Origin of the sequence: Pedobacter psychrotolerans, assembly GCF_004340665.1 — a bacterium.
Lineage (GTDB): Bacteria > Bacteroidota > Bacteroidia > Sphingobacteriales > Sphingobacteriaceae > Pedobacter > Pedobacter psychrotolerans.
Genome location: NZ_SLWO01000002.1, coordinates 344,115 through 357,411, shown reverse-complemented (window position 1 = coordinate 357,411; position 13,297 = coordinate 344,115). Strand labels below are relative to the sequence as shown.

Below are 13,297 nucleotides of genomic sequence, written 5' to 3'. Positions count from 1 at the left end.
AACACTAATTTTGCAGTTATGACAAGCTTACAGCTTTCTAATTTACTGGATAAGTATATTAAAGGACAATGTTCTGAAGAGGAAATTGCTATCGTAGATCAGTGGTACCAATCAAAAGAAAATCAGCCTGAATACCTCGACAACCTTTCTCCAAGCCATAACGCCATTTTGAAAAAGAGAATGTTGGATCGTATGGTCAATAAAATAGAATCCGAAAATTCTCATTTGAATGATGATGCCATTAAAGTAAAAATGTTTCCGCCAGCTAAAAAATGGTGGATTGGCATTGCAGCTGCATCAATTGTTTTAATATTAATTAAAGTGCTGATTTTTAATCCGCAGCATCAGCATCAAAACAGTGGTCAGGTTGAATCTGTCATTCATTATACCAACAATACCCAAAAAATTATTAAGCAAACCCTGGCCGATGGTAGCCTGGTATGGTTAAAGCCAAATGCAACGCTTTCTGTACCCAAAGCTTTTAATAAGGCTTCGAGAACGGTATCCATGGATGGTGAATGTTTTTTTGAAATTACCAAAAATCCCTCATCGCCGTTCATCATCAAAAGTGCCCATATCATCACAAAGGTATGGGGTACCAGCTTTAAGGTAATTGATTATAGAAAGTCAGCGCAGGCCGTGGTAAAAGTAATCACCGGTAAAGTGTCTGTAAGCAAAAAGGGTGAGGCAGCCGAGAGCAACATCACTCAACTGACTAAAGGGGAGGTAATGCTCCAACCAAATCAAAAGGTTACTTATGATGAAATTAATAATGCACTATCAGCCACTTCAAAAACAGATATGCAGGATATGGATTTATGGAAACATATCAATCTTTCCTATGATCACGCAAAATTTTCTGCAATAGTAAAAGAAATGAACACTAAGTTCAATGTTAACATCCGTATTCAGGATAACCACCTGAAGGATGAGGAGATGACGGCTGACTTCTCCGGACTTAACCTACCGGAAGTGCTTGAAGTTTTAAAAGCTTCAATGAGCATAGATTATGAGATAAGCGGTGAACAAATCACACTTATGAAACCAATAAATAAATAACTAACCAAATAACTAATGATGATGAGCAATTCAATAAAAACTTAACGGCTACCGTATTTCCTAAAAGGGTACAAAAGTGCTGTCACACTTTTGTACCTGGAATTTCAGCCCATGTAGCACATCAATATAATTGGTGAGGGGCTTCTTATTATATTTTTTTTCAAAATACAATCTTCTCAAATTTATGAATTTTTGTTTACTTCATTCGCACCTCTGGTGCAAGATTATGAAAATTACACTCAGTCAAATTCTATTCATTATACTGATGACGGGTATTACTTATTCTAAACCAACTGCTGCGCAGGAGATACTGAATAAGAAAATTAACCTCTCGGTAAAGGATAAAACGCTGGACGAGGTGTTGAAAGTACTGGCCAAGACCCATAAGGTTGAATTTATTTACAACCAGGATGTGGTACAGTCCAGTGAGAAAATTTCAGCAACTTTTGATCAGCAAACCATTAAACAAGTGCTGGATAAACTTTTATCACAGTATCATATTTCTTACCAGGTTTTTAAAACAAAAGTTATCCTTATTGATGCCCAGCTGGAAACCACGGTTGGCATGAACAAACCATCTGTAGCCATTGAGGTGACCGGAAAAGTTGTGGATGAAAAGGACTTGCCCATTCCGGGTGTAAGCGTAACCATTAAGGGCACCAGTAAAGGTACTATCACTGATCCAAACGGAAATTTTAAGATTTCTGTTTCAGGCAATAGTGATGTGCTGGTATTTAGGTACGTAGGCTATAATGCACAGGAGTTGCCAGTGAATGGAACCGCTCCGCTTGTGGTTAAGCTTGTTGCCGACAATCAATCATTGAATGATGTGGTGGTAGTAGGTTATGGAACTAAGAAAAAGAGTGATTTAACTGGAAGTGTCGCTTCTTTAAATGCTGAAGACATTGTAAAATCACGTGCGCCAAATGCACAGGAAGCATTGCAAGGCCGCATGGCAGGTGTGGATGTAAAAAGAAGTTCGGGCAAGCCTGGCGCAGATATGACCATTGAGATCAGAGGCGTAAATTCCATTTATGGAAATACACAGCCACTTTACGTGGTGGATGGTATTCCGGTATCCAACATCAATGACATCAATCCCGCCGATATTGAGCGGATGGATGTGCTAAAGGATGCCTCATCTACTGCCATATTTGGATCACGTGGGGCAAACGGTGTAGTAATTGTCACCACCAAACGTGGAAACAGCGGGCAGACGAAAATTAGTTATGATGGTTATGTTGGCTTTGTAAATGCATATAATTTGCCTGATGTAATGACCGGGCCGGAATTTGTAGATTATGCCAGAGAGTTTTACAAAACGCTGGGGAGTAATGTTACCCCGGCAGTAACCTATACAGATGCCCAGATTTTTTCACCAACAGAATTGTCTAATATCGCCAGTGGAAACTATACGGATTGGGTAAGCCTGATTAAACAGAATGGCCTGCAAACCAATCATAATTTATCCATTACCGGTGGAGATGCCAAAACCACCTACTTTCTCTCTGCAGGATATCAGCTTTATGAAGGTACTGTTGAGGTAGAAAACACCAAAAAATATACTTTAAAGGTAGGTCTGGAGAAAACTTTTAATAAAACGATAAAAGTTGGAGCCTCGCTATATGGCGCCTATACCGATTTGAATTTGGGCAGTGGCGAAGCCTTCAGAAGCGCTTACCGTTTACGTCCCACTGGTAGCGCCTATAATGCCGATGGAAGTCAACGCTTTTTTGCCTACGAGACAGAGGCACAGATTACCAATCCATTATTTGATTTTGATAATGAGGTACGCAAAACACAATACGTAAGGATGTTGCCTAATATCTTTGCAGAACTTACTTTATTTAAAGACCTGAAGTTTCGTTCCTCTTTCACACCCGACCTTACTTTCCAGCGTGCAGGTACTTATACAGATACCTTCTCAAAGATTGGAGCAGGCACCAGACCAAATGCGGCAACCAACAGTGCCAGCCATTTAGTGAATTATACCTTTGATAACCTTTTGATTTACAATAAAACGGTTAAGGATGTTCATAAAATTGAGTTCACTCTGGGTAGCTCCATGAATTATTATCAGAGTGATAATAACCTGATTACGGTTTCTGGTTTGCCATACCGTTCACTTTGGTATAATGTAGGTAATGTAACCACCATTAACGGAGTTGCACCAGCAACCACTGTTTCCAGTGCTTACAGCAAACAAACCATTAATTCATATTTTGCCAGGGCCAACTATACTTATAAAAGCAAATACTTGCTAACCTTGACTGGTCGTGCAGATGGTAACTCTATTTTTTCAGAAGGGAATAAATGGGGATTCTTCCCTTCCGCAGCCTTGGGTTGGGTAGCCAGTGAAGAAGATTTTATTAAGAATATTGATTTTATCAGCTTCCTGAAATTCAGGTTCAGTTATGGTAAAAGTGGAAACGCTGCGGTTAATGGTACTTATTTTTATCCTTATGTTACCCAGTCAGCAGTGTCAACCAGTTTTTATGATTTTAATGGTACAACGGCAAATGGTTCTGGTGTAGTTAACCTGGCACCAAATGATTTAACATGGGAAAAAACAACTGAATATAATGCAGGGATGGAACTTAATGTGCTGTCTAACCGAATTGCCTTAACTTTTGATTATTACAACAAAACAGCTAAGGGTACTTTATTGCCACAGCAAATACCAGCGGCAAACGGTTATGCAAGTGTAACCGCCAATATTGGTACTATCCGTAACAGTGGGATAGAACTAGGACTGAATACCGTAAACATCACCACGAAAGATTTTAAATGGACCACCAACATCAATTATTCGAAAAATAATAACAGGATTATTGATTTATTTGGAAATGGAGCTAACGACGTAGGTAATGCCCGCTTTATTGGCGAAAAAGCCCGCGTACTTTACAATTATAAAATTGTAGGGGTTTGGCAAACCAGTGAAGCTACACAGGCTGCAGTTTATGGACAAAAACCAGGTCAGTATAAATTGCTTGACGTAAATAACGATAATAAGATTACAGCTGATGACCGTGTAATTCAAGGAAGTGACATTCCGGATTGGTTTGGCGGAATCACCAATAACTTTACCTTTAAAAATTTCGATTTTGGCATCACGGTTTATACCCGTCAGGGCACTATGCAGCAGAGTACATTTCTAGATCAGTTTTTAAATGGCGATCAGAACAGGGCCCGCTTTGGTGCCTATGACCGTAGTTACTGGACACCAACCAATCCGAGTAACACCTGGGCAAATAACGCCATTGAAACCGATGCCACAAGAAGAACCATAGCCACCTACCAAAACTCATCTTACACGAAAATCAGCAATATGACTTTAGGCTATACGGCACCAAAAGCACTGGCAGAAAAATTGGGCATGAGCAGTTTGAGGGTTTATTCTACGGCTTACAACCCATTCATCTGGACTAAATTTATCGGATGGGATCCGGAAACGGCTGATTTAAATTCATTTGGATTACAGGGATTCAGAAGCCGCACGTTCATTTTTGGTGTTAATTTAACTTTATAATTTTCCTCTACATCGTAAGATATTTGATATGAAATATTTAAAAAATAAACTGCTCCCCATTCTATTTTTAGCTTTGGTAGCAGGTAGCACAGGCTGCAAAAAGTATATTGAAGAAACTAACCTTGGTGCTGCAACAGACCAGCTTTATTACGTAACTAAGCAAGGTTTTGAAGATCTTTCCAGGTCAAATTACCCCAACCTCCGTTACATTGCCAGCATGAGCAATCTGTACAACCTGGGGACAGATACCTATTCTTCATTGCAAACAACGGATGTAAATGCGCTGAACATGTACAATGTATCGCTCAATTCATCCCTGGCTGATGTAGATAACCTTTGGAAACAACTCTATTACACCATTGGCGGTAACAATACTACCTTATATTGGGCAACTCAGGTGCAGAACATGGATGCAGCCACATTAAATGCAAGAATAGGTGAGGCAAAGGCCATGAGGGCATACTGCTATTATCTGTTGGCAGAAACCTTTGGCGATGTACCTTTGGTTTTAACGCGTACAGTGGATGTAAATACTTCATTCAGTCGTACACCTGAAAGTGAAGTGTACACGCAAATTATCAAAGACCTAAATGAGGCCATAGCAACTTTACCAGTGGTAACAACAGACTTTGGAAGAATTACGAGGGGATTCGCACAGCATCTTTTAGCCAAAGTATACCTCACCCGAGGTTACAAAACTTATGGACAAGGTGTTGCAGATTTTAACCAGGCGGCAAGTATTGCTGATGCCCTGATTAATTCAGGAACATATTCTTTAAGGCCAACTTTTGCCAGTATGTTTGATCCTTCCGTTTCAAATTTTCAGGTCAATTCTGAAGTAATATTCTCCGTACAGTATAGTACAAACGTGGCTTCGAATCAGGTTTATTTTTTAGGTAAGGCAGGCTTGCCCAGTGTGGCAGGCGGAACAATTGCTGCCGGTACTGCAGCTGTAGGAAATGCATTGCAACAGTATTTTTTATGGGATACTTCAGTTATACAACCAATCGGTCGGTCGGTGCTTTACAACAGGCCCGCCACAGCACATGCTTCTGTTCCTGATCCATACTTCTTTAGCTTATTTGATAAAGCCCGTGATAGTCGTTATCAGGCTACAGTTTGGACTGCATTGATTGCGCAAACTGCAGGGAGCGCAAATGGGAAGAATTTTGTAGCCGGAGATACCGTTGTTTACTATCCTGATGTGGCATTTACCACAGCACAAAAAGCTGCCCGTAAATATTACGTGTTCAATCCAGGCGAATATCGCACCACACCATTTAGCGGAAATACCAGAACTTTCCCGCTCTTTAAAAAATTCAGAGACCCCAATGCGGCCTTTGCCGATAATGGCGGAACCAGAGATACTTATATTTTTCGTTTAGGAGAAACCTATCTTTTAGCAGCAGAAGCCTATTTGCAGGCCGGGAATTTACCAAAAGCTTTACAGTTTTTTAATGCCATCCGTACCCGTGCAGCTAAAACGGGTACGAACCCTGCATCAGGTTTATCCTATGCTGCGGAAATGCAGGTGATCGGTTTAAGCCTGGATGATATTCTTGATGAACGTGCCCGTGAACTTTCTGGTGAGGAATTCAGGTGGTATGAATTGAAGAGAACAGGTAAATTAATTTCCAGAGTGCTGACTTATAACGATGAAGCCAAGGCATCTAATACTTTAAAAAGCTTTCACTTGCTTCGTCCGATTCCTCAAAGTCAGATTGATCTAAACTCGGGTGCTGCCTTTCCGCAGAACCCAGGTTATTAACCTGAGTTTGATAATTAAATTTTTTAAATAAATATCAAAGCGCCACTAAAAATGGTGGCGCTTATATCACAATTTTTCATCTCTCGACCAAAAATTGGCCTTATCAAAAGATGGAAGTTTAACACAATCCCTATGATAAAAAATACAGTACTCCTTATTGCACTTTTATGGTCGGCAACATCGGTTCAAGCACAAAAGAATTTTAATATTATTCAATATGGTGCCAAAGTCGGAATGGATAATAACGCAGAATTTATTCAGAAAGCCATAGATCAGGCTTTCGCTGCTGGCGGAGGGAAAGTTACCATTCCGGAAGGGAATTTCGTTACTGGACCGCTAAATTTAAAAAGTAATGTAGAACTCCATTTGGTAAAAGGGGCTGTTTTATTGGGAAGCACCAAACGTAAAGATTATACTCCGGAAAGAATGGCGGTTATTTCAGCCTTTGGACAAAAGAACATTGCCATCACGGGTAAAGGTATTATAAATGGCCAGGCTCATGAATTAATGTTTAACATGTTCGAACTGCTTAGAAAAGGAGAATTGCGGGATACACAATACCTGGCTAAACGTCCTCGTGAAGAAAACAGGCCTAATCTTATATTTTTTAAAGGATGCCAGGGTGTTCGGGTAACCGGAATCACGCTGAAGGATGCCGCAAGTTGGGTTCAAAATTACAAAGAATGTAATGATGTCGTAATCGACAGTATGACTGTATTAAGCACAGCTTATTGGAATAATGATGCCATTGATATTGTAGATTCTAAAAAGGTACGTATTACCAACAGTTATTTTAATGCTGCTGATGATGCCATCTGTCTGAAATCGGAAATTAAAGATGGTTTTTGTGAAGATGTATGGATTGAAAACTGCGTGATGCGATCCAGTGCAAATGGATTTAAAATTGGTACAGCTTCTCTTGGTGGATTTAGGAATATCACCGCTAAAAACCTTACTGTGTTTGATACCTACCGTTCAGCAGTTGCCATAGAAACCGTTGATGGAGGCTTTTTGGAAAATGTTAAGGTTATAAATGTACGTGGAAAAAATACCGGTAATGCTGTATTTATCAGGTTAGGCCACAGGAATCAGGATGAAAGATACAGTTCAATCAAAAATGTATGGATTGAGGATGTAAAGGTGGAGGTTCCGGCAGGCAAGCCAGATATTGGTTATCCTCTGGAAGGACCTGCACCAAAAGTAGCCGCACATAATCTGGTACCCGCCTCCATTACAGGGTTGCCGGGTCATTTAGTAGAGAATATTACTTTAAAAGATATCGAAATCTCTTATGGCGGTGGGGCTACAAAATCAAAAGCTTATCACAGCATTGATTCCTTATCCACTGTAACAGAAAATGCAGTAGGTTATCCGGAATTTACCATGTTTGGCGAATTGCCTTCCTGGGGCTTATATGTGAGGCATGCGAAAGACATTAAACTGATCAATGTTAAAGTCAGTTTAAAAGCTGCTGATTTCCGTCCGGCTATGGTTTTTGATGATGTTTCCGGATTAAAACTGAATGACCTGAGTATTCCTGAAGATGCCGTACTTCCGGTAATCGTTTATAGAAATACAGATAAATTATCCACTTCAGGCTTGAAGATACCTCAGGCTACGGGAGCAACAGTAATCAAAAAATAAATTGAATTTGTCGGTGATTTCTCTGCCATGCCATTGGGTGTGGCAGATTTATGATGACGCTATAGCGTCATCATAAATTTTTTTGCCTGGTCGAAATTCCCTATCGCTTTCTTAAAAAAGATTATAAATTCCTGGCTAAGCTATTTTGACAAAAGTCGGATCAGTACAATAATTTGTCGCACTGATACAAAAAATATAAGCAGCGGGTCATGTATATTTGTTTTAATCATTTTTTGCCAAATATATTATGAAGAGACGAACACTGCTCAGGTACATTGCTGCTGCTATTCCCGGACTTTATCTTACAAATGCTGCTAATGCATCATTACTCCACCATATTTTAGATAATCCCAATACTGGTTCACCAAAAGGTTCCTTTCAACCAACCTGGGAATCCTTAAAAAATTATCAGACTCCTGAGTGGTTTCGCGATGCAAAATTTGGGATGTGGGCACATTGGGGCCCTCAGTGTCAGCCAGAGGCAGGCGACTGGTATGCCAGGCATATGTATATGGAAGGTTCTGGTCAATACAAGTTTCACCTCGCAAAGTATGGTCACCCCTCTAAATTTGGTTTTAAAGATGTGATCAATACCTGGAAAGCGGAGAAATGGGATCCTCAAGCCATTGTAGATCTTTACCACCGCACTGGTGCGAAATATTTTATGGCTTTGGCCAACCATCACGATAATCTGGATTTATATGATAGCTCTTTCCAGAAAAACTGGAATTCAACTAAAATCGGACCCAAGAAAGATATTGTTAAAGGCTGGGCTGATGCAGCCAGAAAAAGAGGTTTACACTTTGGCGTAAGTGTTCATGCTGCACATACCTGGAGCTGGTTGGAAACATCACAGCGATCAGATAAATTGGGCCCACTTGCTGGTGTTCCATATGATGGGAAGCTTACAAAAGCTGACGGTAAAGGCCAGTGGTGGGAGGGACTTGATCCTCAGGAACTTTATGCTCAAAACCATGCTTTAGGTAAAGATAGCCTGGATGATGGAGCAATACATCGCCAATGGAACTGGGGCAATGGTGTGAGCATACCCGATCAAAAATATATCGAAAAATTTTATAAACGAACCATCGAACTCATTGATAAATATGGGCCAGACATGGTTTATTTTGATGATTCTCAACTTCCGTTATGGCCAATTAGTGATGCAGGACTGAAGATTGCATCTCATTTCTATAATAAAAGCATAAAGGAAAAAGGAAGCCTTCAAGCAGTAATTACAGGTAAAATTCTGGATGTGGAACAGCGTAAGGCCATGGTATGGGATATTGAGCGCGGCCAAAGCAATGCCATTGAGCCGCTTCCATGGCAAACTGATACTTGTATAGGAGATTGGCATTATAACCGGGAAGTTTATAATCAGAACAGGTACAAAACTCCACAGTCTGTTATACATACACTTATCGATGTGGTCAGTAAAAATGGAAACCTGATGTTAAACATACCATTAAGGGGTGACGGAACGATGGATGAAATTGAAGCTAAAATTGTAGAGGAGATTGGTCAGTGGATGCGGGAAAATGGTGAAAGTATTTACAAAACCCGCCCCTGGAAAATTTTTGGTGAAGGTCCGGCGCAACAAGCTGCGGCAGCACTCACTGCACAAGGTTTTAATGAAGGCAAGGGGAAACCCTTTAGTGTGGAAGATGTAAGGTTTGCCACAAAAGGAGATGTTTTATTTGCAACCGTATTGTCTGTGCCGCAACAAGGCTCAGTGTTGATCAAAAGCCTTGCAGAGAACAGTCCGCATTATAAGCAAAAGATTAACAAAGTGGAATTAGTCGCAACGGGTGCATCCTTGCGGTTTTCCCGTACACCTGAAGGCTTGAAAGTGTTTTTTCCTGAAAACAGCAAATTGCCATCCTTTGCCGTTCCAATTAAAATTAGTTGATTATCAAATTGCTACATACTTTAATTTACTCCCTACGAAAAAAGGTCGGAATTTCTTCCGGCCTTTTTTCGTATTGATAGTCAGCAATCTTTTTAAATATGTTTAATTTATTGTGAGATGTTCTATAAATAATTATCAGAAATGTTTTTGATGCATTGACAGCATTTGATATATTCATTGCGCACTAAATAATATCCGATGTGAAGGTAAGGAAGATTTAGCACGCAGTGGTACCCATGAAATTTATAAAAAACCATTTTCATCTTTTAAATGCTGATGCCGTAAGCTTAGGAAACAGCTGGAATTTTATCAATGTGATTAGCCCTTACTACAGGCTTTATTATATTGAAGATGGAACAGGTTATATCAATAGCCCAGCCGGACGTACCACACTTACAGCAGGCAATCTGTTTTTAATCCCCAGTTTTACCCTCTGTGATCTACATTGTGATGGGTATTTATCACAGTATTTTGTTCAGTTCTTTGAAGAGTCGCCCGATGGGATTTCTTTATTTGGACATTGCAGGGAGATTTTGAGCGTACCTGCATCTGGTATTGATATAGACAATTTTAAAAGGTTGCTTGAGATTAATCCGGGAAGAGGAATCAACCGGTCTGATAACCCAAAAGTATACGAAAAGGATGTTTACTATAAGGAGTATACCAAATTGAATGAACTTCAAACAGCTTCCAAACAATTTGAAACCCAGGGAATTATTTTGCAACTATTATCCAGGTTTATGAAGTCAGAAAGGTTTGGGATCTCGAATCAGGAGGTCATACCTTCTGCAGTTCTGGCGGCAATCAGCTACATACAGATTAACATTGCAAAGCCTCTTAAGGTGAGTCAACTTGCTTCAGATGCAAATTTAAATACGGATTATTTCTCTCGTATCTTTCATCGTTATGCAGGCAAAAGCCCCGTTAATTTTATACTGGAAAAGCGTATTGAAAGGGCACAATATCTGATCATTACCACCAATATACAATATGGAGAAATTGCCAAATTAACAGGTTTTGAAAACCAGCAATACTTCTCCAGGATATTTAGAAAAATTACTGGACTGAGCCCGAAAGAGTACCGGAACCAAAATCTGGGATACTAAATAACTATTTGTTTATCCTTTAGCAATCCGTCATTGCGAACCGAAGGATAGGGCTTAGTGATGGCGTGAAGCAATCTGATTCTTGAATTGCTTCGTTGGCTTGAAAAAGCCGCCTCGCAATGACGAGGAGGCAATGTAATAACAGAGAATTCGTCATTGCGAACCGAAGGATAGGGCTAGCGGAGGAGTGAAGCAATCTGATTCGTGAATTGCTTCGTTAGCTGAAAAGCCATCTCGAAATGACGAGGAGGCAAAGTGGCAATAGAGAATTCGTCATTGCGAACCGAAGAATAGGGTTTAGTGATGTTGTGAAGCAATCTGATTTGCTACAATAGATTGCTTCGTTGGCTTGAAAAAGCCGCCTTGTAATGACGAAGAGGCAAGGTGGCAACAGAGAATTTGTCATTGCGAACCGAAGGGTAGGGTTTAGTGATGGAGTGAAGCAATCTGATTCGCTATAATAGATTGCTTCGTTGGCTAAAAAAGCCGTCTCGAAATGACGAGGAAGCGCCGCGGCATCAAATATTACTCATAGCTTATTTTATATCAGTTTCGTGATGCCTTCTAAATAGAATATCTGCCTAATTGAATTAAAATCTAAACAATAATAATACAAAAGGTGATTTATTTGATTTATAGCAAAAGATAAGGAGAATGCTTTCGTCGACATAAAGCAGCAATTGATCGGCACATCTTCAGCATCGGTATCAATTATTGAAAAATTGAATATTCTGGTACTTCATTTGGCTTAGAATAGCTAAACATAAGGAAAATGAAAAGAATAATATTTGCAGTTTTATTAGGAGTAGCTTCTATAAACAGCATGAGTGTTAAAGCTCAAACTAGCGTGAGTATCAATATTGGTCAGCAGCCAGAATGGGGTCCGTCGGGTTATAACCATGTAGATTATTATTACATGCCGGATATTGACGCCTACTATAATGTGCCAGCCAAACAATATATTTATCAGGAAAATGGTGCCTGGGTTTGGAGAAACAATCTGCCTTCAAGATACAGTAATTATGATCTGTATAGTGGATACAAGGTAGTGATGAATAAAAACAAACCTTATCTGTCGCATTCTAGCCATGTAAGCCAGTATAGCAAATACAAAAACTATCAATCAAAGCAACCGGTGATCAGAAATAGCCATGATAACCGAGGGGGGGATAACGGAAATAGAAATAATAACCAGTCTGCCAAGCCTTCAAAATCAAAACCTGCACAAATTAATAAGGGCAACAACCAAAATAATAGAGGTGCAAAAAATGAAAACCAAAGGGGAGGTAATGATAACGCCAACAGGAAAGGTAGAAACTAAATTGGATAGTTTTTTAATAAGAGAGGCTTTGGAATTTAATTCTAAAGCCTTTTTTTGGTTTAAAATCATGGTGAGAATTTGTTGATGCGGGTTTCAAAGCCTCTATCCGCCTGTCGGCACCTTTTCACTTGAAGGGAAAGGGTTTGTAATAGCAATTATCCACTGGTTGGTGTTATCAACAAGGGGGAGAAAGTATTGCACAATTAAGGAATGTTAGAGATGAATCTCATTTTTCTATTAAAATGATCTTGCTTTTTGAGTTTAATTACTATGATCGAAGATTTTATTTGTCGGGAAGAATAAATTAACAGAGATTTTCTATTACTTTGAATATCCTAATTATCTCTGTGAATAACGAACTAACTGATTTTGAGCTGTGGCAGAACTTTTTAAAGGGTGATAGACTTGCGTTAAATGAAATTTACAATAGGAATCTGTCGCCACTTTATCATTATGGAATGCGTATGCTTCAGGATGAGGAAGTTGTAAGAGATTGTTTGCATAATCTTTTTGTTAAGCTTTGGATCAATCAAAAAAACCTCAAACCCACCAACAACATTAAATATTACCTGATTTCTGCATTGAGGAATACCATTATCAATTATAAAAACGCAGAAAAGAGGTTTCAAAAAGTAGAATTAAATGAGGCCGAAACTTTTGATCTGAAATTTAGTGTAGAATCTGAATATATCAAAAAAGAGGAGCAGCAAGAAAAAATGCTTAAGCTGAGTGAGGCCATGAATAAACTTACCGCAAGGCAAAAGGAGGTGATTTACCTGAAATATTATGAGGAAATGGATTATGACCAGATTGCAGAAATTATGGACCTTACCAAAAAGGGAACCTATAAACTGAGTGCCAGAGCGCTTGAAGCACTTCGCGAAGTGTTGAACGTAGATAAGGCCATACTTTTAGCCCTTTTAATGGCATGGAAAAGATAAGTGATCTTGCTACGTTTTTA

Annotated in this window: 8 protein-coding genes; all 8 read left to right on the top strand. The window is 39.4% G+C overall.

The annotated features are described in order from the left end of the window. Positions 1–18 precede the first annotated feature (18 nt). The 8 genes from EV200_RS05185 to EV200_RS05150 all read left to right on the top strand — a co-directional run bounded on the left by EV200_RS05185 (position 19) and on the right by EV200_RS05150 (position 13,277). Positions 19–1,059, top strand: coding sequence for a FecR family protein (locus EV200_RS05185; RefSeq protein WP_132529894.1), 1,041 nt, complete (start codon positions 19–21; stop codon positions 1,057–1,059). A 226-nt stretch (positions 1,060–1,285) separates the two neighbouring features. Then, entirely contained in the window at positions 1,286–4,588 is a 3,303-nt protein-coding gene (locus EV200_RS05180) for a SusC/RagA family TonB-linked outer membrane protein (RefSeq protein WP_165877864.1), read from the top strand. Positions 4,589–4,616: 28 nt separating this feature from the next. Continuing rightward, positions 4,617–6,356: a RagB/SusD family nutrient uptake outer membrane protein gene (locus tag EV200_RS05175; RefSeq protein ID WP_132529890.1), complete on the top strand. Its 1,740-nt coding sequence runs from the start codon at positions 4,617–4,619 to the stop codon at positions 6,354–6,356. A 132-nt stretch (positions 6,357–6,488) separates the two neighbouring features. Next, positions 6,489–8,000 carry a glycoside hydrolase family 28 protein gene (locus EV200_RS05170; RefSeq protein WP_132529888.1) on the top strand — a complete coding sequence of 504 codons (1,512 nt, stop codon included), beginning with the start codon at positions 6,489–6,491 and terminating at the stop codon, positions 7,998–8,000. Positions 8,001–8,247: 247 nt separating this feature from the next. Beyond that, positions 8,248–9,909: an alpha-L-fucosidase gene (locus EV200_RS05165; protein ID WP_132529886.1), complete on the top strand. Its 1,662-nt coding sequence runs from the start codon at positions 8,248–8,250 to the stop codon at positions 9,907–9,909. A 236-nt stretch (positions 9,910–10,145) separates the two neighbouring features. Then, positions 10,146–11,015 carry a helix-turn-helix domain-containing protein gene (locus EV200_RS05160; RefSeq protein WP_132529884.1) on the top strand — a complete coding sequence of 290 codons (870 nt, stop codon included), beginning with the start codon at positions 10,146–10,148 and terminating at the stop codon, positions 11,013–11,015. A 772-nt stretch (positions 11,016–11,787) separates the two neighbouring features. Next, complete coding sequence (locus EV200_RS05155; protein ID WP_132529882.1) at positions 11,788–12,336, top strand: hypothetical protein; 549 nt, start codon at positions 11,788–11,790, stop codon at positions 12,334–12,336. Positions 12,337–12,683: 347 nt separating this feature from the next. Beyond that, positions 12,684–13,277, top strand: coding sequence for an RNA polymerase sigma factor (locus EV200_RS05150; RefSeq protein WP_165877863.1), 594 nt, complete (start codon positions 12,684–12,686; stop codon positions 13,275–13,277). Positions 13,278–13,297 lie beyond the last annotated feature (20 nt).